Annotated in this window: 18 protein-coding genes, 1 tRNA gene and 1 pseudogene; 18 read left to right on the forward strand and 2 right to left on the reverse strand. The window is 65.3% G+C overall.

What is annotated here, in order from left to right; translation table 11 throughout:
* Window positions 1–709 precede the first annotated feature (709 nt).
* The 10 genes and pseudogenes from G6N25_RS24180 to G6N25_RS11145 all read left to right on the forward strand — a co-directional run bounded on the left by G6N25_RS24180 (window position 710) and on the right by G6N25_RS11145 (window position 16,397).
* Complete coding sequence (locus G6N25_RS24180; RefSeq protein WP_158084920.1) at window positions 710–1,990, forward strand: hypothetical protein; 1,281 nt, start codon at window positions 710–712, stop codon at window positions 1,988–1,990.
* Between the two features lie 148 nt (window positions 1,991–2,138).
* Window positions 2,139–3,341: a hypothetical protein gene (locus G6N25_RS11105; RefSeq protein WP_158084921.1), complete on the forward strand. Its 1,203-nt coding sequence runs from the start codon at window positions 2,139–2,141 to the stop codon at window positions 3,339–3,341.
* 196 nt (window positions 3,342–3,537) lie between these two features.
* Entirely contained in the window at window positions 3,538–4,620 is a 1,083-nt protein-coding gene (locus tag G6N25_RS11110) for an AAA family ATPase (protein WP_083076198.1), read from the forward strand.
* Between the two features lie 1,955 nt (window positions 4,621–6,575).
* A pseudogene (locus G6N25_RS24580) lies at window positions 6,576–7,364 on the forward strand (PGRS repeat-containing protein); the annotation flags it as partial.
* Between the two features lie 85 nt (window positions 7,365–7,449).
* Window positions 7,450–8,784: a hypothetical protein gene (locus G6N25_RS11120; protein ID WP_083074232.1), complete on the forward strand. Its 1,335-nt coding sequence runs from the start codon at window positions 7,450–7,452 to the stop codon at window positions 8,782–8,784.
* Window positions 8,785–9,001: 217 nt separating this feature from the next.
* The gene (locus G6N25_RS11125) at window positions 9,002–10,024 is read left to right on the forward strand and encodes an AAA family ATPase (protein WP_163672433.1); all 1,023 of its coding nucleotides are present in this window, start codon (window positions 9,002–9,004) and stop codon (window positions 10,022–10,024) included.
* Window positions 10,025–11,314: 1,290 nt separating this feature from the next.
* Window positions 11,315–12,655 (forward strand): hypothetical protein, encoded by a 1,341-nt coding sequence (locus tag G6N25_RS11130; protein WP_158084943.1) that lies wholly within the window; start codon window positions 11,315–11,317, stop codon window positions 12,653–12,655.
* Between the two features lie 74 nt (window positions 12,656–12,729).
* Window positions 12,730–14,070, forward strand: coding sequence for a hypothetical protein (locus G6N25_RS11135; RefSeq protein WP_083077470.1), 1,341 nt, complete (start codon window positions 12,730–12,732; stop codon window positions 14,068–14,070).
* Window positions 14,071–14,169: 99 nt separating this feature from the next.
* Window positions 14,170–15,222 (forward strand): AAA family ATPase, encoded by a 1,053-nt coding sequence (locus G6N25_RS11140; RefSeq protein ID WP_158084942.1) that lies wholly within the window; start codon window positions 14,170–14,172, stop codon window positions 15,220–15,222.
* Between the two features lie 128 nt (window positions 15,223–15,350).
* Window positions 15,351–16,397 (forward strand): phosphotransferase family protein, encoded by a 1,047-nt coding sequence (locus tag G6N25_RS11145; protein ID WP_083077468.1) that lies wholly within the window; start codon window positions 15,351–15,353, stop codon window positions 16,395–16,397.
* Between the two features lie 149 nt (window positions 16,398–16,546).
* Here the strand turns inward: G6N25_RS11145 and G6N25_RS11150 are convergent, their stop codons facing one another.
* Window positions 16,547–16,891: a LapA family protein gene (locus G6N25_RS11150; RefSeq protein ID WP_083077467.1), complete on the reverse strand. Its 345-nt coding sequence runs from the start codon at window positions 16,889–16,891 to the stop codon at window positions 16,547–16,549.
* Between the two features lie 114 nt (window positions 16,892–17,005).
* On the opposite strand from G6N25_RS11150, the gene G6N25_RS11155 reads away from it, so the two are divergent.
* The 5 genes from G6N25_RS11155 to G6N25_RS11175 are packed head-to-tail and all read left to right on the forward strand — an operon-like array spanning window position 17,006 to window position 21,108.
* Window positions 17,006–17,959: an ABC transporter substrate-binding protein gene (locus tag G6N25_RS11155; protein WP_083077465.1), complete on the forward strand. Its 954-nt coding sequence runs from the start codon at window positions 17,006–17,008 to the stop codon at window positions 17,957–17,959.
* On the forward strand, window positions 17,956–19,071 hold the full coding sequence (locus G6N25_RS11160; protein WP_083077464.1) for an ABC transporter ATP-binding protein: 1,116 nt from the start codon (window positions 17,956–17,958) through the stop codon (window positions 19,069–19,071). Before G6N25_RS11155 ends, G6N25_RS11160 begins: the two co-directional genes overlap by 4 nt.
* Before the next feature lie 3 nt (window positions 19,072–19,074).
* On the forward strand, window positions 19,075–19,761 hold the full coding sequence (locus G6N25_RS11165; RefSeq protein WP_083077463.1) for an ABC transporter permease: 687 nt from the start codon (window positions 19,075–19,077) through the stop codon (window positions 19,759–19,761).
* A complete protein-coding gene (locus G6N25_RS11170) occupies window positions 19,758–20,504 on the forward strand; it encodes an ABC transporter permease (RefSeq protein WP_083077461.1) in 747 nt (248 codons plus the stop codon). Before G6N25_RS11165 ends, G6N25_RS11170 begins: the two co-directional genes overlap by 4 nt.
* Window positions 20,505–20,508: 4 nt before the next feature.
* A complete protein-coding gene (locus G6N25_RS11175) occupies window positions 20,509–21,108 on the forward strand; it encodes a putative glycolipid-binding domain-containing protein (RefSeq protein WP_083077459.1) in 600 nt (199 codons plus the stop codon).
* Here the strand turns inward: G6N25_RS11175 and G6N25_RS11180 are convergent.
* The gene (locus G6N25_RS11180) at window positions 21,071–22,015 is read right to left on the reverse strand and encodes a prephenate dehydrogenase (RefSeq protein WP_083077458.1); all 945 of its coding nucleotides are present in this window, start codon (window positions 22,013–22,015) and stop codon (window positions 21,071–21,073) included. The genes G6N25_RS11175 and G6N25_RS11180 overlap by 38 nt on opposite strands.
* Before the next feature lie 143 nt (window positions 22,016–22,158).
* On the opposite strand from G6N25_RS11180, the gene G6N25_RS11185 reads away from it, so the two are divergent.
* The 3 genes from G6N25_RS11185 to G6N25_RS11195 all read left to right on the forward strand — a co-directional run bounded on the left by G6N25_RS11185 (window position 22,159) and on the right by G6N25_RS11195 (window position 23,421).
* Window positions 22,159–22,680 (forward strand): tRNA adenosine deaminase-associated protein, encoded by a 522-nt coding sequence (locus tag G6N25_RS11185; RefSeq protein ID WP_083077457.1) that lies wholly within the window; start codon window positions 22,159–22,161, stop codon window positions 22,678–22,680.
* 163 nt (window positions 22,681–22,843) lie between these two features.
* The gene (locus G6N25_RS11190) at window positions 22,844–23,302 is read left to right on the forward strand and encodes a nucleoside deaminase (RefSeq protein ID WP_142272892.1); all 459 of its coding nucleotides are present in this window, start codon (window positions 22,844–22,846) and stop codon (window positions 23,300–23,302) included.
* 29 nt (window positions 23,303–23,331) lie between these two features.
* A tRNA-Ser gene (locus tag G6N25_RS11195) sits at window positions 23,332–23,421 on the forward strand.
* Window positions 23,422–23,503 lie beyond the last annotated feature (82 nt).

Here is a 23,503-nt window from a genome sequence, read left to right on the forward strand (position 1 = left end):
ACCCAGGTCACCGTGCGGTAGACACCTCGAACAACACCAGTCACCTGGGCCCAGCCCCGTGGTGACATCGCCGTCGATTCCCCCGTCATCCACGCTGCGCCGGCCACCGCGAAGACAAGACATGCGATGCCCACGCCGACCAGTAGGGGATGCCAATAAGCGGGCCGCCGCCCCTCTGGACAACAGGGCAAGAATCCCTAATTACGTTGTGATCGACGACAATCGCCGAGAAGCGTCTTCGTCGACGCCGACGAGATCGGCCCCGCCTCGCTGGCCCGGCTGCACCTGCCTACCAGCCCCTCCAGGTCGCGGCCCCCACCCCGATGGCGACGTTTGCTTCCCGCGTCGCGGGCCCCGGCGGGTGATCGTCGACACGGCCGCACTGCCGTCGGGTCGGCACTCGACGATGCCACCCATCTCGCGAGGACAACGAGGCGGAAATACCACCAGTCCTGGGTGTGGCAGCACCCGCAAGCATTCCAAACAACCAATAATTTTAGGGTTATTTTGAATGAGGTTTTTTGCTGCTAATTTCCTCTCGCCGCAGCTCATTACCCATTTTATTGCACCATTTCCTCAATGTAATTCTCAGGTATGTTCAGCGTGTCGTTATCCACAACACACAGTGAATCCAGAACGAAAACCGTCAGCCCCCAGCTTTAAGTACGGCTCCGACTCGTTTTATCGGTCATGACAGGAAGGCGCGCAGATGAAGCGTAAACAGCACAGCATGAGGCGAAATCGCCGCAACGCGAAGGCCAGCCGTGGCCGTGTCGTCGGCCTCAGCACCGCAGCCGGCGCGTTCCTGACCGCCACCATGGCACCGATGGCCGCCGCGCCGCCCGCCCAGGCCGGGGTGCTGGACATGATCATCAACCCGATCATCCAGCCCGTGATGGGGGCCGTCGGCACCGCCGCCGCCGCGGGCACCACCGCGATCAACGGTATCGGCGCGGGTGCGCTCGCAGGCCTGCATACCGCAGCCCTCGAGGGCATCACCAATAGCCTCAACGCCAGCGCGGCGGCCTTCCAAGGCGTGCATTCGGCCGCCCTGGCCAGCATCACCAACAGCCTCACCGCCAGCGCTGCCGCCTTTAACACCGGCGGCCTGAACGCGGCCCTGGAAGGCCTGCATGCCAGCGCTGCTGCTGCCTTTAGTGGTGGGGGGCTTAGCGCGGCCGCGGCTAATTCTGCGGGGAATGTGCAGCTGAACAACCTCGTGTATGGCGGTTTCAGCAACGTCTACAACATGATCTACACGGCCGGGCAGTCGTGGCTTGTCAGCCCGACCGGTCAGCAAGTGGACGGGATACTCAACGCACCGTTCCTCGCCCTGTTCGGGCGCGACCTGATCGGCAACGGCGTCAACAACTTCACCGGGCCCAACACCTCACTGCTCGGCCAAACCAACCTCTTCGGCAACCTCAGCGACGGCGGATTCCTCTTCGGCAACGGCGGAACCGGCGCGGCCGGAACCGCCACTAATCCTGTCGGTCTGGTCGGTGGGGCCGCCGGATTGTTCGGCAACGGCGGCAACGGCGGTGCCACGTTTAACGGCAGCAGTTTGGCGGGCGGCTCCCTCACTGGCGCGGCGGGCGGTCCCGGCGGGATCCTGATGGGCAACGGCGGCACCGGTGCTATCGGTGGCAACACAACCGGCCTTGTTGGCGGCACTGGCGGTGCGGGCGGCGCGGGCGGCTTCCTGTTCGGCAACGGCGGCGCTGGCGGCGCCAGCGGCATCGGCGCTGATGCTCCCGGTAGCGGCGGTAACGGCGGTAACGGTGCCTGGCTGGTCGGAAACGGGGGCAGCGGTGGCTTCGGCGAGACAACAGCCGGCATCACCGGGCACGGTGGTTTCGCCGGTTTGGGCGGGATGCTCGCCGGCAACGGCGGCACCGGCGGTGGGGCCGGCAAGGCCGCCGACGTCCGTCCCGGCGGCCTCGCCGGGCTTCTCGGCCAAAACGGCTCCCCGGGCAGCGTGACCCCCTAGCTCGGATAGACCCCACCGCCTCTAGACGCCGCAGCGCAGAGGCTACGGACACCCAGATCACCCACAGCAAAGGAAGTAAACGCACATGAAACAGCTAGCAGGCCCCCGGCCCCTCATCACCGCGGCTGCCGCGACAATATCCGCGGGCATGATCGCCCTCACCCCGACGGTCTCCAACGATCTGGCCGCCGACATCCAACACAGCATGACCGATCTGCAGCAACGCGCGGTCGAACTCACCGACTACGTCGCCAACCCCATCCAAGACTGGATCACCACATTCCAGGCCGCGGGCGTCAACCTCTCGTCGCTGTACGCACAATTTCAGCAATTCCCCTTCGTACTGTCACAGCAGCTGGCCGCCAACTTTTTGCATTACGCATCCAGCTATGTGTCGCCGTACCAAACGGCCGGAAACGACGCGGTCGGCTACCTTCTCGGGACTTCCACTACAGGTACCTTGAGCTTCGTACCGCAAGTTGTGAAGGGGCTGGCTGATCTTCAGGCGGGAAACTTCGCGGCTGGGATTCCCGCGCTCACGTCAACGATATGGTCGGGTCTTGCCGTAAACGTCTTTCAATCGCTCGAGGCCATTCCCACAATCCTTAATCCGATCACGCAGAACCTCGCGAACGCGACCGACTACATGACAACAACGTGGTTGGGCAATGTCCCTGGATATTTTGCCGACCACTTTATGGGCACGGTTTTCACTCCGCTCGGTGTGGGCGTCCAGAATGTTTACAATTCACTCACCGCGGGGGATCCGCTCGGCGCTGTGATCAACACGATCGATATTCCCGCCCTGGTGACAAACTCGGTGCTCAACGGAACCCCCAACGCAAAAACCGGGCTCTACAGCCAAGGCTTGATCGCTGATGGGTCTGCTGGTCTTCTCAAATACCTCATCACCGTGACCCCGCAAGGGCTTGCCAACGTCATGGTCGCCCCCAACACCCAGAACATCTTGGGTGGCGGCAGCCTCGCGTTTCAGGCCGGGTACCTCGGGAACGTCCTGGCCACCGGCTTCCCCACCCCGCAGATCGTCTTCGACAACCTGCTCAACGTCATCCGAACCTATGCGGGCATCCCTAGTGCGGCGGCCGCCGCGGCTGCGAACGGAAGTGGCTTCGCGGCCCTGGCCCCGGCAGCTAGTGCCTTGCCTGGTTTGTCGGCTGGTGTGTTGAAGGCGTTTGATCCGGCGGCGGTGACCAATATTGCGGGGTCGTTGGGTCCGTCGTTGGCGGCGGAGGTGGCGGGGTCGTTGGGGGCGAATCTGGCGGGGTCGTTGGCTACAACGCTGTCGGTGGATCTGTCCAAGATGGCGCTGCACATCCTGTCGGCGCTGTAAGCCCTTCCTGTTGTTGTGGCTGTGGTGTATGCCGGCGACCCGATCAACGGTCGCCGGCATACACCCGGGTGTGGGAGGTATCACGATGACCGGGATCCGGTGGGCGACGCCGACATGGTGGTGTGGCGCTAATCCCTCACTGCCAGCGGGCGTGACCGCGCGTGGCGTGGCCTGAAATTCGGGTGGGTGGTCATAGATGTCTGTGGGCTGGCGAGAGTGGGATGACGAAGACACCACCGATACCGATGAGGTGTTGGGTGCTACCGGTATTTGGCTGATCCCACGAACACGCCCGGTGCTCGTGGAGCCGAGACGTCGGATCGTCACCACCAACACCGGTCGGGAGGCGCACGCGGGAACCGCGCTAGCCGCAGAGCATCGGGAGGTGTTGGAGTGGGCGCAAGCACGCATTGATGAGTTGATCGGTTTGGCCGAGGCTAAAGAACACTTCACGATGTGGCGCACCGCCCTACAAAACAACCACCACCACCATGATGTTGAGCATGGTGGCGTGGTGACGTCTTGTAGGGAAAACCATATGGTGTTGCTCGGCGCGGCGGGCACCGCGAAGAAAACGTTCGCCCGAGTGATCGCTGAAGTGTTGTTCGGACTCGGTGTAATCACGCGCCCGGAGGTCACCGAGATCACCGCCCACGACATCGTGGCGGGCGATCCTTCACACAGCGCGGCCAGGATGAAAACTGTGTGCGACGACGCGCGTGGTGGGGTGTTGTTCCTCGACGAGGCCCACCAACTGGCCCCCGACACTGAAAGCCGCCCTTTTGGTGGGGACGTGATCGCCGCCCTGCAGACCCATGTCGCGCACTACCCCGGCGAGCTGGTCGTCATTCTCGCCGGCCACCCCACCCCCATGCAGAACTTCCTCACCACCCATGCCGGGCTGGCCGGCCGCTTCCCCCACACCGTGGCTTTCACTAGCCCTACCCCCGACGACATCGTGGCTCTCGGGCACCGCCTCGCCGGCAAAGAAAACCTGATCGTCGAAGACACGGCATGGGAACTACTGCGCACCGAAGCGGCCCGACTGCGGTCCATCCCCTACGGCCACGGCACACTGCTCGATGTCGCCGGTAACGCCCACTACGCCCACGACGTCATCCACACCTGCCAGCGCGCACGACTCCGCCGACTCCACAAACTCGCACCCCACCGCCGCGACCTCGAACACCTCCTCCACACCAACCCCGGTGTCCTCCACGTCAACACCACCGACATGCAACGCGCCCTCACCGCAACACACCCAGCCGTGACGGCCTAACCGACATACCGACACCCGCCGGCATCGCTATGGACCATTGCGGACGGACTGGGGGTCATCGTCACAGCCTGGTATGCCGTCACAGCGGCCATGAGGTGCCGGCTGCTGGTAGCTGCTCGCCATCCCCGCGATGCTTCTGGTGTGTTGAGAGGGCCAGCCAGATCCAAAAAGGCTGCTGGGCAACCACTTCAGGGCAGGTGACAACGAAGCGATTCGCTGAGAGAGAGCCGGGTTGGGTGGTTCACGGTGAAGGCCGGTCCTTACCGGGCTAGCGAACTGTACGTACCTAAGAAGAACCTGAGCCCACAGGGTTTTCGACAGACATTTGCCGATCACTTCGGAAACACACCGTCCAGCAATCTTCGAAAAGTCGCGAAAACACTGGTAAGCATGCTGTTGCCGCGTATGTCAGCAACAGCTCTCCGGCACTGTAATAGTTCAGTTTGAAAGTACCTGCCGGTAACAAGCCCGACCCGTACCCGCCTCCCACTCACGATAGCTGCACCCATTACCATTAGGCTATTTGGCACGGAATACAGCGAATAACTGAGTTTGCTGTTGCTGGCTTCGCCAGCATGCATCCGACACATCGTCCTAACCCGATGCCACCAGGAGCCAACCTTACTTTTTCTCAGGATCACCCTCAGCCGTCGCGATTCCTCTGCTCGACGCGACCCCATGTCACCGTCTAGGTAGACACCTCCAACAACACCCGCCACCCCGGCCAGCCCGCGGTGACCATCACCGTCGATTCCCGCGTCAAACATGCTGCGCCGGCCCACACAAAGACAAGACACCCACTACCCCGCGCCGGCCAGTGGGGGACGCCGGGAAGCGGCAGCCACTCACCTGGGCACCAGGGCAAGAACCCTCAATTACGCTGTCCTCAACGACGATCGCCGAATCCCAGCAGATGATCGCCGAGAAACGTCTTCATCCACACCGACGAAATCGCCACACATCGCTGGCCCGGCCGCACCTGCCAACCGGGCCGTCAGGTCGCGGCTTGCACCCCCGATAGCGACGTTTGCTTCCCGCGTCACGAGCCTCGGCGGGTGACCGTCAACACGGCCGCACTTGCTCTCGGATCGATACTCGACGATGCCCCCCATCTCGTGAGGGCAACGAGGTGGGTGGCACCCAGTCGTGGGGGTGGCGGCGGCGGTAAGCATTTTCGAAAGGCCAATAATTCCGGGGCTATTTACGCAGGATTTTTGCTGCCAATTTCGTCTCACCACAACCAATTACCGAGTGTATTGCACCATTTTCTCGACGTAATTCTTAGGTATGTTCACCTCTGTTACCAGCCAGAAACACACGGTGAACCAGATCAACAACGGCAGTACCTGGCTTTTTTCTCAAGTACGGGCCCGCACACCTCGTTTTATCGGTCATGACAGGAAGGCGCGCAGATGAAGCGTAAACAGCACAGCATGAGGCGGAATCGCCGCAACACCAAGGCGAACCGTGGCCGTGTGGTCGGCCTGGGTACCGCCGCGGGTGCGTTGCTGACCGCCACCATGGCCCCGGTGGTTGCCGCACCGCCCGCGCAGGCGGGGGTGCTGGACCTGATCATCAACCCGATCATCCAGCCCGTGATGGGCGCCGCCAGCACGGCCGCCGCCGCGGGCACCACCGCGATCAACGGTATCGGCGCGGGAGCGCTCGCGGGCCTGCAAACGGGCGCCCTCCAGGGCATCACGAATAGCCTCAACGCGAGTGCGGCGGCTTTCCAGGGTGTGCATTCGGCCGCCCTGGCCAGCATCACCAACAGCCTTAACGCCAGCGCTGCTGCCTTTAACACCGGCGGCTTGAACGCGGCCCTGGAAGGCCTGCATGCCAGTGCGGCGGCGGCCTTTAGTGGTGGCGGGCTAGACGCGGCGGTCGCTGCGGCGAACTCGCCTAAGGCCGCGCTGAACAACCTGGTGTACGGGGCGTTCAGCAACGTCTACACCATGGTCTATACCGCCGGGCAAACCTGGATCGCCAGCCCCACCGGCCAGCAAGTCGACGGAGTCATCAATGGCCCGTTCGTCGCCGTGTTCGGGCGTGACCTGATCGGCAACGGTGTCAACGGCTTCACCGGCGCCAACACCTCACCGATCGGCGGTATCGGGGCTAATGGCAGCCTCGCCGATGGCGGGTTCTTGTTCGGCAACGGCGGGACCGGGGCGGCCGGCACCGCCGCTCACCACACCGGTTTCGCGGGCGGGGCTGCCGGGCTGATCGGCAACGGCGGGGTCGGTGGTGCCGGCTTCAGCAATGCCAGCGGTGTAGGCGGCACCGGTGGTATCGGTGGTGTCGGCGGCATCTTGATGGGTAATGGGGGTGCCGGTGGTGTCGGTGGCTTCGGTTACACCAGCAGTGCAGCCGGTAACGGTGTCGGTGGCGCTGGCGGTGCCGCCGGCATCCTGTTCGGTAACGGCGGTGCCGGCGGTGCCGGCGGCAATGCCGGCCCTGGCGGTTGGTACACCGGTAAGGGCGGTGCCGGCGGGAACGGGGCCTGGCTGGTCGGTAATGGCGGGGCTGGCGGCAACGCCCCCAATGCCCCTAGCGGCGGCGGTGCTTACGGGGGCGGTGGTGCCGGTGGTGCCGGCGGTTTCAGCGGGCTCCTGGCCGGCAATGGCGGTGTTGGCGGCAACGGCGGTAGCGCCACTCCCGGCTACGGCTACAAGGGCGGTGCGGGGGGACTCGGTGGTCTCGCCGGGATCCTCGGCCAGATCGGTGCGGCCGGCACAAATGGGACCCACGGCTAATACCCCTGTGAATGTAGTGGGCCTCTGCACGCCCACGACTACCTAGACCACACACAGCAAAGGAACAACACCCATGCACCAGCGAACAGTCCTTCGACCCCTCATCACCGCGGGCGCCGCGGCATTAGGCGCCAGCCTGATCGCCCTCACCCCCGCGGTCTCCAACGACGCGGCCTCCGACCTCCAACGCAGTGTCACCACCGCCCAGTACCGCGCGGTCGAGCTGCTAAGCAGCGACCCCGGGGTCGTCAACCCCATCCAAACCTGGATCAACGTCTTCCAACAAGCGGGCGCCAACCTGCAAACGATTGGAAGCAACATGAGCACCGGGGGCAAGATTTTCTTCCCACTGGCCCAGCAGCTGGCCGCGAACTGGATCACCTACGCAAGCATCTACGTCGGCTCGGGAAATGCGTACCAAGGCGCCGTCAACGGCGCCTACAACTTCTTCACTAATGCGAATGGAGCAGGGCAGGGTATTTCATTTTTCAACAACCTCACCTATGCGATCACTGCCATTCAGCAAGGTAACTTCATCAACGCCTTCGGCCCCCAGGGCCTTTACGGGTTCTGGTACGGGCCGGCTTCGCAGATATTCCAACCGATGGAAACGATCCCGACGATCCTCGCCTACATGTCGACCAACTTCGCGGCTCTGGGAAACGTGGCTTTTAACGAACCTGGCCTTCTCAGTCAATCGATCGTGTCAATGCTGGGTGCCTTTTTTGCCGTAGGTGTGAGTAACAGCATCTTCACTGCCCTTGGCGCCGGTTTTCAGAATGCTTACGATGGGTTCGCCGCTGGTGATCTGCCGGCGGGGGTGAGCAATTTGCTCAATATGCCGGGGCTACTCGCAGGAGCAATCCTCAACGGATACGGTAACAGCGGGATCGGCAACACCGGTATCCTCAGTCCCACCAGCACTCTGACACAACCTGGCCTGTTGAACACGTTGGCGGTCTGGATTCCCCAGACGCTCGCGTCGAAGATTGTTGTTAACAATCAGGTGAAAGGCACGATACTCACCCCCAACATTCTGGGCGGTGGCAGTCTGGCTAATGCGTTCTCGCAATTAACGAGTCAGGTAACCACCGGTTGGCCGACCCCGAACATGTGGTTCGATGGTTTGCTGAATGCGTACCAGAGCTTCCTCGGGTTCTTAGGTGGCCAGGTCGGCTTGGGGGGTGCGGCGTTCGCTGCTCCGGCCGGGGTGGTGGGGATTGCCCCGTCGCTCGCGGCCAACCTCGGTGGCATTGCTCCGTCGATTGCGGCCGATTTCTCGGGGATTGCTCCGTCGCTCGCGGCTGAGATCGGTGGTATGGCTCCGTCGCTGGCGACGAACCTTGCCGGGACGTTGGCGCCCCAGCTGGGGACATTGGCGGCTCATCTCCTTACGTCGCTGTTCTGAGTTGCAGTGCGGGTCTGCTCGCCCAGCACCGGTGGCAACCACGCCGGTGCTGGGCGGGTGGGCCCGCCCCCGGGTAGTGCTGTGCGCAAGCGAGGGCTGTGGCGTCGGCGACGACCACCGATATGCCTGATGACCTGTTGGGCGAGATGTTGCGCGCGCCGGGGTGGGTGTCGTGGGGGCAGGCCCGCTGTGTGTGAGACCCGGTAGCGAGGTACCGATGAGCAATGTCAACAGTACGGCGGCGGCCCTGGCACTGGCAGAAGACTGGTGCCTGGGCGAATCGGGTGCAGATGAAGCCGCCGCCGCGGCGTTGGGCGGTCGCGACGCGTACGCGGGTACCGCGCTGGCCGCCGAGCGTCGGGAGGTGCTCGACTGGGCGCAAGCACGTATCGGCGAATTGATCGGTTTACAAAGCGCTAAAGACCGTTTCGCGGTGTGGCTCGGCCAGCACGATGCCCCACACCACCGGGGTGTCGTGGCCTCGTGTTCTGAACACCACATGGTGTTCCTGGGTGCGCCGGGCACGGCGAAAACAACGTTCGCCCGGGTGGTCGCTGAAGTGCTGTTCGGGTTAGGCACGATCACGCGCCCGGACCTCACCAAGGTCAGCGCCCACGACATCGTGGCGGGCAGCCCCTCGCACAGCGCGGCCAGAATGAAGAACGTGTGCGGCCGGGCGCGCGGTGGGGTGCTGTTCCTCGACGAGGCTTACCGGCTGGCCCCCGACACCGAAGACCACTGTGGGGGTGTGGAGGCCATCTACACGCTATTGACATGTATGGCGGCCTACCGCGACGAGCTCGTGGTCATCCTGGCCGGTCACGCCCGCCCGATGCAGGACTTCCTGGCCGTCCATGCCGGGCTGGGCGTGCAGTTCCCGTTCACCGCGACGTTCACCAGCTACACCCCCGAGGACATCGTCGCCATTGGGCGCCACCTAGCCGGCAGGGAGCAACTTCTTGTCGAGGACGCGGCATGGGAACTGCTGCACGCCGAAGCGGCCCGACTACGATCCATCCCCCACGGCCACGGCACACTGCTCGATGTCGCCGGCAACGCCCACTACGCCCACGACGTCATCCACACCTGCCAACGCGCACGACTACGCCGACTCCACAAACTCGCACCCCACCGCCGCGACCTCGAACACCTCCTCCACACCAACCCCGGTGTCCTCCACGCCAACACCACCGACATGCAACGCGCCCTCACCGCAACACACCCACCCGTGACCACCTAACCAACGACTGCCTGCAGCCATAGAGGACCCCAACCGTCCGCTGGCATTGCTGTGGATCATTGCGGCCGGGCTGGGGTCATCGCCCTGTCTGTTATGCCGTCACAGCGGCCATGAGAGTGTGCCGGTCTTTACCGGTCGGCGAGCTGGACGTATCTATGAAGAACCTGAGTCTGCAGGGTTTTCGATGCACATTTGCCGATCACTTCGGAAACACGCAGTCCAGCAATCTTCGAAAAGTTGTAAAAACACTGTTAGTGTCGCTGTTGCTGCATACATCAGCAACATCTCTCCAGTGCTGCGATAGTTCAGTGTGAAAGTACCTACCGGTAACAAGCCCGGCCCGTACTCGCTCCTCACTCACGATAGCTGCAATCCTTGCCATTAGACTGTTTGGCACGGAGTACAGCGCATTACTGAGTTTGCTGTGACACACTTCGCAAGCATGCATCCCACACACCGTCATGACCCCCCTGCCACCGGGAGCCAATCTTACTTTTTCTCAGGATTACCCTCAGCCGTCGCGATCCTCTGCCCGACCCGACCCGTGTTGTCGTTCAGGTAGACACCTCGAACAACACCCGTCACCCCGGCCAGCCCGCGGTGGCCATCGCAATCGATTTCCGCGTCATCCACACTGCGCCGGCCCACACGAAGACAAAGCACCCAGCACCCGCGCCGGCCAGTAGGGGGCGCCGAGAAGCGGGCCGCCCACTCACCTAGGCACCAGGGCAAGAACCCTTAATTACGCTGCCCTCAAAGACGATCGCCGAATCCCAGCAGGTGATCGCTAAGAAACGTCTTCATCCACACCGACGAAATCGCCACACCTGGCCGGCCCGCCGGCCCGCCGGCACCTGCCTACCAGACCCGCCCGATCGCGGCCCCCACCCCGATAGCGACGTTCCCTTTCCACGCCACGAGCCTCGGCATGTAACCCTCAACACGGCCACACTGCCCCCGGATCGACACTCGACGATGCCACCCCCATCTCGTGAGGGCAACGAGCAGAAATACCACCAAGTCTGAGGCATGCCAGCGGCCGCAAGCATTTTCGAAAGGCCAATAATTCCGGGGCTATTTTGAGCGGATTCTTTTGCTGCCAATTTCCTCTCACCACAACCAATTACCCAGTGTATTGCACCATTTCCTCGACGTAATTCATAGGTATGTTCACCTCTGTTACCAGCCAGAAATACACGGTGAACCAGATCAACAACGGCCAGCACCTGGCTTTTCCTTAAGTACGGCCCGGACACATCGTTTTATCGGTCATGACAGGAAGGCGCCCAGATGAAGCGTAAACAGCACAACATGAGGCGAGACCGCCGTAACGCGAAGGCGAACCGTGGCCGTGTCGTCGGCCTGGGTACCGCCGCGGGTGCGTTGCTGACCGCCACCATGACACCGATAGCCGCCGCACCGCCCGCCCAGGCGGGGGTGCTGGACATGATCATCAACCCGATCATCCAACCCATCATGGGAGCCGTCGGCACGGCCGCCGCCGCGGGCACCACCGCGATCAACGGCATCGGCGCGGGCGCGCTTGCGGGCCTGCAAACCGGTGCCCTCCAAGGTATTACGAATAGCCTCAATGCGAGTGCGGCGGCCTTCCAGGGTGTGCATTCGGCTGCCCTGGCCAGCATCACCAACAGCCTCACCGCCAGCGCCGCCGCCTTCAACACCGGCGGCCTGAACGCGGCCCTAGAAGGCATGCACGCCAGCGCGGCCGCGGCCCTTAGTGGCGGCGGGCTAGACGCGGCGGTCGCTGCGGCGAACTCACCTAAGGCCGCGCTGAACAACCTGGTGTACGGGGCGTTCAGCAACGTCTACACCACGGTCTACACCGCCGGCCAAACCTGGATCACCAGCCCCACCGGCCAACAAATCGACGGAGCCATCAACGCCCCCTTCCTCTACCTGTTCGGACGCGACCTCATCGGCAACGGCGTCAACGGATTCACCGGCGCCAACACCTCACCGATCGGCGGCATCGGCGCCAACGGCAGCCTCGCCGACGGCGGCTTCCTATTCGGCAACGGCGGGACTGGGGCGGCCGGGAGCGCCGCGAGCCCCAATGGTCTTGTCGGCGGTTCTGCGGGGCTGATCGGCAACGGCGGTGCCGGTGGTGTCGGATTCAGTCCTGCCGGTGTCCACCTTGCCGGCGGTAACGGCGGTGCCGGCGGTGCCGGCGGGTTGCTGATGGGCAACGGCGGCGTCGGCGGTGCCGGTGGTGTCAACGCTGCCTTTAATAGCGGCCGCGGTGGTGCCGGGGGTAATGCCGGCATCCTGTTCGGTAACGGCGGTGCCGGCGGCGCCGGCGGCGCCAGCAACCCCAACGGCGGTTACGGCGGCCGCGGTGGTGCCGGCGGTAACAGCGCCTGGCTGGTCGGCAACGGCGGCCAAGGTGGTTCTGCCCCCAACAACATCTACGGTTCCGGAGATTACAACATTGGTAACTCCGGTGGTGCCGGCGGTTTCAGCGGGTTACTGGCCGGCAACGGCGGTGTTGGCGGCAATGGCGGTAACGCTACTCCCGGCTATGGCTACGCCGGCGGCAAGGGGGGACTTGGCGGTCTCGCCGGATTCCTCGGCCAGATCGGTGCGGCCGGCATACCCGGAACCAGCGGCTAACACGTCCCTTGGACGCGATGGCTTCATGTACGCCCACGACTACCCAGACCACAGACAGCAAAGGAACTAAGCGCATGCACCAGCTCACAGCCCTTCGACCTCTCGTCACTGCGGGCGCCGCGGCAGTCGGTGCCAGTCTGATCGCCCTCACACCCGCAGTCTCCAACGACGCGGCATCCGCCCTCCAGCACAGCGTTGCCGCCGCTCAGCAGCGCGCGGTCGAGCTGCTGAGCGCCGACACGGGCGACCCGGGGGTGGTGAACCCGATCCAAACCTGGATCAACGTCTTCCAGCAAGCGGGGATGAACCTGCAGGAAATTGGGAGCAACATGAGTCACGGGGGCGCGATCCCGTTCCCACTCGCCCAGCAGCTGGCCGCGGACTGGGTCACCTACGCGAGCATCTACGTCGGCGGCGTCAGCAATGCGTACAAGGGCGCCGTCAACGGCGCGTACGCGTACTTCACTAATACGGGCCAATTCACTGAGTCGGTTTACTTTTGGCTTACCTCCGCGATCAGTAGCTTTCAGCAAGCTGACTTCATCAACGGTTTCGAGGACCTGTACCAGATGCTCTGGTTCGCGCCGGCCTATGCCATATTCCAACCGATGGAATCGATCCCGACGATCCTCGCCTACATGTCGACCAACTTCGCGGCCCTCGGAAACGTCGCTTTTAACGAGCCTTTCCAAACCAGTACATCGATCGTGTCAATGCTGGGGGCCTTTTTTGCCGTAGGTGTGGGCCAAAGCGTCGCCAGTGCCCTTGGCGTCGGTGTTCAGAATGTTTACGACGGGTTCGCCGCTGGTGACCTGCCAGCCGGGGTGAGCAATTTGCTCAATATGCCGGGGATGCTCGCGGGGGCAGTCATCAATGGATACAATCCCCAGGGTGCCTTGGGCGGCACCGGTATCCTTAGCCCCACCAGCTCGTTGCTAAGCCCTGGCCTGCTGAACACGTTGGTGGCCTGGATTCCCCAGACACTCGCGTCGAACATTGTTGTTAACAACCAGGTGTTCGGCACGATCACCACTCCCAACATTCTGGAGGGTGGCAGTCTGGCTAATGCGTTCTCGCAATTAGCGAGTCAGGTGACCACGGGTTGGCCGACCCCGAACATGTGGGTCAATGGGTTGCTGAATGCGTACCAGAGCTTCCTCGGGTTCTTAGGTGGCCAGGTCGGCTTGGGGGGTGCGGCGTTCACCGCTCCGGCCGGTGTCGCCAGCATTGCTCCGTCGCTCGCGGCCAACCTCGGCGGCATTGCTCCGTCGATCGCGGCTGATTTCTCGGGGATTGCTCCGTCGCTCGCGGCGGATCTCTCCGGTCTGGCTCCGTCGCTGGCGACGAACCTTGCCGGGACGCTGGCGCCCAAGCTCGGGACACTGGCGGCTCACATCCTCACGTCGCTGTTCTGAGTTCTGGTGCGGGCCAACCCCGCCCAGCGCAGGTGGAAGACCACGCCAGTGCTGGGCGGGATGGCCCGATCTGCGTGGGACCTGGTAGCGGAGGTGCCGATGAGCAATGTCAACAGTACGGCGGCGGCCCTGGCACTGGCAGAAGACTGGTGCCGACCGGGTGCATATGCGGGTACCGCCCTGGCCTGCGAGCGTCGGGAGGTTCTTGATTGGGCCCAAGCACGGATCGATGAATTAATCGGTTTAGCCGAGGCTAAAGAACACTTCAGGGTCTGGCGCACCGCACTGGAGGCCGGCCGGTACGGTGTCGAACCCGGCGGCGCGGTCAGGGAAAACCACCTGGTGTTCCTTGGTGCGCCGGGCACGGCGAAAAAGACGTTCGCCCGGGTGATGGGTGAGGTGTTGTTCGGGTGGGGCATGATCACGCGCCCGGAGGTCACCGTGGTCAGCGCAGCCGACATCGCCGTGGACGGCCCCTCGGGCAGCGCGTCCAGCAGGATGCAGCAGGTCTGCGCCCGCGCACGCGGCGGGGTGCTGTTTATCGATGAGGCCTACCAGCTGGCCCCCGACACCGACGACGACCCCTGTGGGGGGATAGAAGCGATCTACGCCCTGTTGACGTGTATGGCGGCCTACCGCGACGAGCTGGTGGTCATCCTGGCCGGCTATGCCCGCCCGATGCGGGACTTCTTGACGGTCCATGCCGGGCTGGCCGCTCGGTTCCCCTTTACCGTGACCTTCGCCAGCTACACCCCGGCCGACATGGTGGGTATCGGGCGCCGCTTCGCCGCTAAGGAACGCCTCGTGGTACACGATGCGGCGTGGGACCTGTTGGGTGAGGAAGTGATTCGATTGCAGTCAATCCCCCACGGCAATGGCACGTTGCTCGATGCCGCCGGCAATGCCCACTATGTCCATGAGGTGATCGGGGCGTGCCAGCGTGCGCGAGTCCGCAGGCTGCATCGGCGTGCACCGAACCGCCGCGACCTCAGACAACTCGTGCGTACCGATCCTCGTGTTCTTCAGGTCAACGCCACCGACATGGGGCGCGCGATCACCGCATCACGCCCAGCCACCGCAATATCAGCCTACCAACGCCTATTCCCCAACACCCAAACCCAGGAAACACCAACACCTTCGGAAACCGGATAACGTTAATCCACAACACCCGCATGAGAAGCTTCCGTCCTCACACTGGTAAGGCTGGGCGTTTCTCGACAGCTGTTGTCTTTCCCCATTGGGACCTGCTGCCAAGGAATCAGCGATGGTAAACATGTCCGGTGACTTCAGCTGACCGACTCGAAGGGCTCGACCTGGCCTCATTGGATCGGTACCTGCGTTCGCTGGGTATTGAGCGCATCGGCGAGTTACGGGCGGACTTCATCTCGGGTGGCCGCTCTAATCTGACGTTCCGCGTCTATGACGATGCGACCGACTGGCTGGTGCGGCGCCCGCCGCTGCACGGGCTGACGCCGTCGGCGCACGATATGGCCCGCGAGTACCGGGTGGTTGCCGCCCTGCAGGACACGGCTGTTCCGGTGGCACGCGCGATCGCCCTGTGCGAGGACGACTCGGTGCTCGGAGCGCCGTTCCAGATTGTCGAATTCGTTGCCGGGCAGGTGGTGCGCCGACGCGCCCAACTTGAAGCCTTCAGTCACACCGTCATCGACGGATGTGTTGATGCGTTGATCCGGGTGCTCGTCGACCTGCACGGCGTGGATCCAAACGCCGTGGGGCTGGCCGATTTTGGCAAGCCCAGCGGTTATCTGGAACGCCAGGTGCGACGCTGGGGGTCGCAGTGGGAGCTGGTGCGGCTGCCCGACGACCACCGTGACGCCGATGTCGAGCGGCTGCATTCCGGTCTGCGCCAAACCATTCCGCGGCAGAGCCGGACCTCGATCGTGCACGGTGACTTCCGGATCGACAACACCATCCTGGACGCTGACGACCCGACGCGCGTTCGGGCCGTCGTGGACTGGGAGCTCTCGACCCTGGGTGACCCGCTCAGCGACACGGCCCTGATGTGCGTATACCGCGATCCCGCGCTGGACCTGATCGTCAACGCGCAAGCCGCCTGGACGTCGCCGCTATTGCCGACCGCCGACGAGCTGGCGGACCGCTACTCGCTGGTATCGGGGCTGCCGCTGGCGCATTGGGAGTTCTATATGGCGCTGGCCTATTTCAAGCTTGCCATCATCGCCGCCGGCATCGATTTCCGCAGACGGATGTCGGACCTGGCCAGCGGAAAAGACTCCGAGCATATGCCCGAGGTCGTGGCGCCGCTGATCTCCCGCGGACTGGCGGAGCTCGCGAAGCTGCCCGGTTAAGAGTGCACTGCGGGCTTCCGGTGTGAGCCGGCGGCGGGAATTCGGCCGGTTTTTCCGCCCGGGGCACACACTCGAAGCCCTGGATTCACACTCGAGCCGAGGGTCCGAGCTGGGGACTCGAGCTAGGGGACTCGAGCTAAGGGCCCGAGCTAGGCCGGCCGAGTAGCCGCGTGGTGCTTCTTGGCCGCGCGGCGCAGCTGAACGATCCGCGCCGTGCCGACCGCCACGGTGAGCAGCCCGCCGCCCACCGCGGCGAGCAAGATCGCCACGCCCAGCGGCAGGCTCCAGTGCCAGCCGAAGAACGTGAACGGGGTCGTCGCCGTGTTCTGAGCTATGAAGATCAACAACAGGATCAGGATCAGGAAGCCCATGATCAGCGACGTCCACAGGGCGGCGGCGCGCGTGAACTTGACGGGCGGTTCCGCGGGTCTCGCGCGTGAGGCTGGAGAAGGCGAGGGTGGCGGGGCAGGCGATGCAGAAGATTGGCCGCTCATAGTCCCATCTTTGTCCCATCTCGCGCAGATTGAAACAAGTCCAGGCAAAACCACCCGCATGACCTGCCCTGCGGTTGGCGGCGGCTCAACGGTTGTGCCGTTACTGTCGGCGGTATGAGGATGCCGCCGCGCCTGCATCGCGCGACCGTCCACGCGGCGGTGTGGCTCGCGACGGTGTGCCTGGTCGCGGCCTGCAGCAATCCCGATCCGCTGGGGGCCGAGATCCGCAGCCCGAAGTCCATCGTCGTGGGGTCCGGCGACTTCCCGGAATCGGAGATCGTCGCCGAAATTTATGCGCAAGCGTTGCAGGCCAACGGCTTCGAGGTTGGCCGGCGGATGGGAATCGGCAGCAGGGAGACCTACATCCCCGCGCTCAAGGATCATTCCGTCGACCTGGTGCCGGAATACATCGGCAACCTGCTGTTGTACTTTGCGCCCGACTCCACGGCGACCATGCTCGACGCAGTCGAGCTGGAGCTCTACAAGAGGCTGCCCGGTGACCTGTCGATCCTGACGCCGTCGCCGGCGTCCGACACGGATACGGTCACCGTCACCAGTGGGACCGCCGGGGACTGGAACCTGAAGACAATCGCCGACTTGGCCCAGCACTCGCCCGACGTGAGGTTCGGAGCGCCCTCGGCGTTCGAGAACCGGCCGTCCGGGCTGCCGGGCCTGCGGCAGAGGTACGGACTCAACATCAGCCCGGGCAACTTCGTCGCCATCAACGACGGCGGCGGCGCGGTGACGGTGCGCGCGTTGATGGGGGGAAGGGTGAACGCCGCCAACGTCTTCAGCACCTCACCCGCCATCCCGCAAAACCACCTGGTGGCGCTCGAGGATCCCCAGCACAATTTTTTGGCCGGCAACATTGTGCCGCTGGTGAATTCGCAAAAGAAGTCGGATCTACTCAAAGACGTGCTGGACGCGGTGTCGGCGAAGCTGACCACCTCCGGCCTGGCCGGGCTCAACGCCGCGGTGTCGGGCAACTCCGGCATCGATCCGGACCAGGCGGCACGAAACTGGGTGCGGGACAATGGCTTCAACCATCCGATCGGGCGGCGGCGTTGATCGTCTTCGACAAGGTCAGCAAGGTATTCGCCGACGGGACCACCGCGGTCGACCGGCTGAGCCTGGTGGTACCCAATGGCAGATTGACGGTCTTTGTCGGTTCCTCGGGCAGCGGCAAGACCACGGCGCTGCGGATGATCAACCGGATGATCGAGCCGACCTCCGGCACCATCACCGTCGACGGGAAAGACGTGGCGGGCGTCGATCCCGTGCGCCTGCGCCTCGGAATCGGTTACGTCATCCAGCATGCCGGGCTGATGCCCCATCAACGGGTGATCGACAACGTCGCGACGGTTCCGGTGCTGAAGGGCCAATCCCGCCGGGCGGCCCGCAAAGCCGCCTACGAGGTGCTCGAACGTGTCGGGCTGGACCCCCGGCTCGCCACCCGCTACCCCGCGCAGCTCTCCGGCGGTGAACAGCAGCGCATCGGCGTGGCACGCGCGCTCGCCGCCGATCCGCCCATCCTGTTGATGGACGAGCCGTTCTCCGCCGTCGACCCGGTGGTTCGTCACGAGCTGCAGAACGAAATACTGCGCCTGCAAAGCGAACTGCACAAGACGATCGTCTTCGTCACGCACGACATCGACGAGGCGCTCAAGCTCGCCGACCGGGTGGCGGTCTTCGGCCGGGGCGGCAAGCTGCAGCAGTATGACGAACCCGCGCAACTGCTTTCGCGACCGGCGAACGAATTCGTGGCCAGGTTCATCGGCCTCGGCCGCGGCTATCGATGGTTGCAGCTCATGGACGCGACCGGATTGCCGCTACACGACATCGACCGGGTCGCGGTGGACGGCCTCGCCGATGCCGGCCCTCCCCGCGGGTGGGCGGTGGTGGTCGACGACGCGGGCGCGCCGATGGGCTGGATCGACGCCGAGGGCCTGCACCGGCGCCGCGCCGGCGCGTCGTGGTCGGACGCCATGAGCGGCGCCGGTTCGCTGTTCCGCCCGGGCGGCAATCTCAGCCAGGCGCTCGACGCGGCGCTGTCGTCGCCGTCGGGGGTGGGCGTCGCCGTCGACGAAGGCGGCAAGGTCATCGGCGGCGTGCTGGCCGCCGACGTGCTGGCCGCGGTGGAAGCCCGGCGGCGGGGCACAGAGGGGCCGAGGGGGAGTTAGCCGATGCGCTACCTGCTCACCCACCTCGACGACGCCTGGGCGCTGACCGTAATCCATCTGCGGCTGTCGCTGGTGCCGGTGCTGATCGGGTTGGCCATCGCGGTGCCGCTGGGCGTGCTGGTGCGGCGCGCGCCGATTGCCCGGCGGCTGACGACGGCAACCGCCGCCGTCGTGTTCACCATCCCGTCGCTGGCGCTGTTCGTGGTGTTGCCGATGATCATCGGAACCCGGATCCTCGACGAGGCCAACGTCATCGTGGCGCTGACGGCCTACACCGCCGCGCTGCTGGTGCGTGCGGTGCTCGAGGCGCTGGACGCGGTGCCCGCCCAGGTGTGCGACGCCGCCACCGCAATCGGCTATCCGGCGATCAAACGGATGCTGAAAGTCGAACTACCGCTGTCCATCCCGGTGCTGGTCGCCGGGTTGCGGGTGGTGGTGGTGACCAACATCGCGATGGTCTCGGTGGGCTCGGTGATCGGCATCGGCGGTCTGGGCAGCTGGTTCACCGAGGGGTACCAGACCGACAAGAGCGACCAGATCGTCGGCGGCATCGTCGCCCTGTTCGTCCTGGCGATCGGCATCGACGTGCTCATCGTGTTGGCCGGCCGGCTGGCCACCCCCTGGGAACGCGCCGGGCGCACCGTCCGTCGCCGGCCGGTGGTGGCCCCGGTGGTGGGCGGCGCCCGATGAACTTCGTGCAACACGCGGTCTCCTACCTGCTGACCGCCGACAACTGGACCGGACCGGTCGGCCTGGCCGCGCGCACCCTGGAGCATTTGGAATACACCGCGATCGCGGTCGGCGCGTCGGCGCTGATCGCTGTGCCGGTCGGGCTGATCATCGGGCACACCGGCCGCGGCACGCTGCTGGTGGCGGGCGCGGTCAACGGCCTGCGCGCGCTGCCGACGCTCGGGGTGCTGTTGCTTGGGGTGCTGCTGTTTGGGCTGGGCGTGGGCCCGCCCCTGGTTGCCCTGATGCTGCTGGGCATCCCGTCGCTGCTGGCCGGCACCTACGCCGGCATAGCCAATGTCGAGCCGACGGTGGTCGACGCCGCCCGGGCGATGGGCATGACGGAGGCGCAGGTGCTGCTGCGCGTCGAGGTGCCCAATGCGCTGCCGTTGATCCTGGGTGGCCTGCGCAACGCGACGTTGCAAGTGGTCGCCACCGCGACCGTGGCCGCCTACGCCAGCCTCGGCGGGCTGGGCCGCTACCTCATCGATGGGATCAATGAGCGCCAATTCCACCTCGCGCTGGTCGGTGCGCTGATGGTGGCCGCGTTGGCGCTGATCCTCGACGGCCTGCTGGGGCTGGCCGTGTGGGTGTCGGTGCCGGGCACCGGCCGGTTAAGCAGGGCCGTTGCCGGGCGCAACCACGTGACGCCGACCGCACTTGCCGACAAACGCGTCGCCGCCGATGGACACGTCCTACGGTAGAAGAGTGAACGCAGCCCCCTCTGATCCCGCCCGGCGCGTGTGGCCGGCGATGTTGACCTGGCGCGCACAGGACGTTTCCCGCATGGAGTCGGTGCGAATCCAATTGTCCGGCAAGCGGATCCGGGCTAATGGACGCATCGTGGCCGCGGCCACCGCGGCCAACCCGGCGTTCGGCGCCTACTACGACGTGCAGACCGACGAGACCGGTGCCACCAAGCGGCTCGGATTGACCGTGACGTTGGCCGAGCGCGAACGCGTGCTCTCCATCGCCCGGGACGAGGAAAACATGTGGTTGGTGACCGACCACCAGGGCGAGCGGCGCGCCGGGTACAACGGCGCCCTCGACGTCGACGTCGTGTTCAGCCCGTTCTTCAACGCGCTGCCGATCCGGCGCCTCGAGCTGCACGAACGGGCCGACATGGTCACGTTGCCGATGGTTTATGTGAACGTGCCGGACATGTCGGTCACCGCGGCGACCGTGAGCTACGCCAGCGAGGGGCGTCTCGACGGGATCAAGCTGCGCTCCCCGGTCGCCGACACCACCGTGAGCGTCGACGAAGACGGGTTCATCGTGGACTATCCGAGCTTGGCAGAGCGGATCTGATCACCCCGCCGGCCCGCCCCGCGGCGGCCAGTTCCTCGCGCCAGTTCTCCGCGCCGACGACGACGGTGAAGATGTCGGAGCGCGGGAAGCTGTCATAACGCGTTCGCGCGGCGTGGCCCGCGTCGACGAGCTCGGCCACCGAGTCGTGGCCGGCCAGCGACTCCCGGGCATGGCTGAGCAGCTCGATGGCGCGGTCGACGGCCGGCAGCAGCTGCCCGGAATTGCCCTCGCACATCGCCCGCACCAGGTCCGGGGCGGTTGCCGCCACCCGGGTGCCGTCGCGGAACGAGCCCGCGGCAAGGGCGAAGGCCAACGGGACTTCTCCGGCGGTGACGGCCAGCGCCTCCGCGAGCAGGTGGGGCAGGTGCGAGATGGCGGCCGCGGCGGCGTCATGCTCGTTGGATCTGGCCGGTACCACAAACGCGCCGCAGTCCAGCGCCAGCGTCGTCACCATCGACCACACCCGGGGGTCGACGTGGTCGTCCACGCTGACCACCCACGGGGTCCTGGTGAACAACCCGGCGTAGCCGGCGGCCCACCCCGACTGCGCGGTGCCGGTCATTGGGTGCCCGCCGACGAAGCGTTCCAGCAGGCCGGCCGCGGCGACCGCGTCGAGCACCGCGCTTTTGACACTGGTGACGTCGGTCAGCGGGCAGCCGGGGGCCAATTCGCTGATGTGGGCGAGCATGCTCCCCAGCGCGGGCATCGGCACGGCCAGGACGATCAACGCGCCGGTGTGGGCGGCACGGCTGAGAGTGTGGGTGAGATCCGTCGTGGCGTCGAAGCCGTCGGCGACGGCCGCTTGGGCGCCTTCCACCGAGCGGTTGTAGCCGAACACCTCGCGGCCGACCGCCTTGGTGGCCCGCATTATCGAGCCGCCGATCAGGCCGAGCCCGAGCACGCACACCGGTGTGTGAGCGACGGGGCGAGTAACGGGGCGAGCCACAGTCCAAGGTTGGCATAGTTTGCGGGCCGCGACGCTTTCAGGTGCCGCGCGTCGGCTGTGCGCATCTGGTCAGGGGGCCTGGTCAGCGACTAGCGTAGGCGCCCATGGGAGCACAGCGGGCGTCTGCGCAAGACCCGTCCGCGGACACACCGGATGGTTTCGGTGTTGCGGTCGTGCGTGAAGAGGGCCGATGGCGCTGCTACGCGATGGCCCCGAAGTCGCTGACGAGCCTCAGGGCCGCCGAGACGGAGCTGCGCGAGCTGCGCAGCGCGGGTGCGGTCTTCGGGCTTCTCGACATCGATGACGAATTCTTCGTCATCGTGCGTCCGGCACCGTCCGGAACGCGGCTGCTGCTGTCGGACGCGACCGCGGCGCTGGACTACGACATCGCCGCCGAAGTGCTGGACAACCTGGACGCTGACATCGATCCCGAGGACCTCGAGGACGCGGAACCCTTCGAGGAAGGCGACCTCGGGTTGCTGTCCGACATCGGGCTGCCCGAGGCGGTGTTGGGCGTCATCCTCGACGAGAGCGACCTGTACGCCGACGAGCAATTGGGTCGCATCGCGCGGGAGATGGGCTTCGCCGACGAGCTGTCGGCGGTGATCGACCGCCTCGGTCGGTGACCGCAAGCGCGGCCGTGGCGATCGCAAGCGCGGCAGAGCCGGGCGCAGCGGGTCGCCACAAGTGACCGAGCCGGGCGAAGCGGGTCGCCGCCATCAGGCTCGGTCGGTGAACGCAAGCGCGGCGGAGCCGGGCGAAGCGGGTCGCCGCCATCAGGCTCGGTCGGTGATCATGGATGAAGAGCTGATCCGTGCCGCGCTGTCGGTCGCCGCGACGGCGGGCCCGCGTGACGTTCCGATCGGCGCGGTGGTCGTCGGCGCGGACGGAACCGAGCTGGCTAGGGCGGTCAATGCCCGTGAGGCGCTCGGCGATCCGACCGCCCACGCCGAAATCCTGGCGATGCGGGCGGCGGCCGGTGTGCTCGGCGACGGGTGGCGGCTGGAGGGGACGACGCTGGCCGTGACCGTCGAACCATGCACCATGTGCGCGGGTGCGCTGGTGCTGGCGCGCGTCGCGCGGCTGGTGTTCGGGGCGTGGGAACCCAAGACCGGAGCGGTCGGGTCGCTGTGGGACGTGGTCCGCGACCGCCGGCTCAATCATCGCCCGGCGGTGCGCGGCGGTGTGCTCGCGCGGGAGTGCGCCGCGCCGCTGGAGGCTTTCTTCGCCCGGCAGCGATTGGGGTGAGCGCCAGCTGGTTCGGTAAGCTTTCCGGCGGTGGCGTGTCCGAGCGGCCTAAGGAGCACGCCTCGAAAGCGTGTGACGGCTAACACCGTCCGAGGGTTCAAATCCCTCCGCCACCGCCAAAGCCCTGATACCTGCGATGCAGGTCCAGCGGGCCGGTACGGCGTTCTTGGAGATCAGTCCACCTGGCGGTTGCACGTGAAT

This window comes from Mycobacterium heidelbergense, from assembly GCF_010730745.1.
GTDB classification, from domain to species: Bacteria; Actinomycetota; Actinomycetes; order Mycobacteriales; family Mycobacteriaceae; genus Mycobacterium; species Mycobacterium heidelbergense.

What these genes read in the sequence shown, in the direction of transcription:
- G6N25_RS11110 (WP_083076198.1), top strand. Translation starts at nt 3,538, where the DNA reads ATGTCTGTGGGCTGGCGAGAGTGGGATGACGAAGACACCACCGATACC.
- G6N25_RS11120 (WP_083074232.1), top strand. Translation starts at nt 7,450, where the DNA reads ATGCACCAGCGAACAGTCCTTCGACCCCTCATCACCGCGGGCGCCGCG.
- G6N25_RS11155 (WP_083077465.1), top strand. Translation starts at nt 17,006, where the DNA reads ATGAGGATGCCGCCGCGCCTGCATCGCGCGACCGTCCACGCGGCGGTG.
- G6N25_RS11165 (WP_083077463.1), top strand. Translation starts at nt 19,075, where the DNA reads ATGCGCTACCTGCTCACCCACCTCGACGACGCCTGGGCGCTGACCGTA.
- G6N25_RS11105 (WP_158084921.1), top strand. Translation starts at nt 2,139, where the DNA reads ATGATCGCCCTCACCCCGACGGTCTCCAACGATCTGGCCGCCGACATC.
- G6N25_RS11170 (WP_083077461.1), top strand. Translation starts at nt 19,758, where the DNA reads ATGAACTTCGTGCAACACGCGGTCTCCTACCTGCTGACCGCCGACAAC.
- G6N25_RS11125 (WP_163672433.1), top strand. Translation starts at nt 9,002, where the DNA reads ATGAGCAATGTCAACAGTACGGCGGCGGCCCTGGCACTGGCAGAAGAC.
- G6N25_RS11135 (WP_083077470.1), top strand. Translation starts at nt 12,730, where the DNA reads ATGCACCAGCTCACAGCCCTTCGACCTCTCGTCACTGCGGGCGCCGCG.
- G6N25_RS11185 (WP_083077457.1), top strand. Translation starts at nt 22,159, where the DNA reads ATGGGAGCACAGCGGGCGTCTGCGCAAGACCCGTCCGCGGACACACCG.
- G6N25_RS11140 (WP_158084942.1), top strand. Translation starts at nt 14,170, where the DNA reads ATGAGCAATGTCAACAGTACGGCGGCGGCCCTGGCACTGGCAGAAGAC.
- G6N25_RS11150 (WP_083077467.1), bottom strand. Translation starts at nt 16,891, where the DNA reads ATGAGCGGCCAATCTTCTGCATCGCCTGCCCCGCCACCCTCGCCTTCT.
- G6N25_RS11130 (WP_158084943.1), top strand. Translation starts at nt 11,315, where the DNA reads ATGAAGCGTAAACAGCACAACATGAGGCGAGACCGCCGTAACGCGAAG.
- G6N25_RS24180 (WP_158084920.1), top strand. Translation starts at nt 710, where the DNA reads ATGAAGCGTAAACAGCACAGCATGAGGCGAAATCGCCGCAACGCGAAG.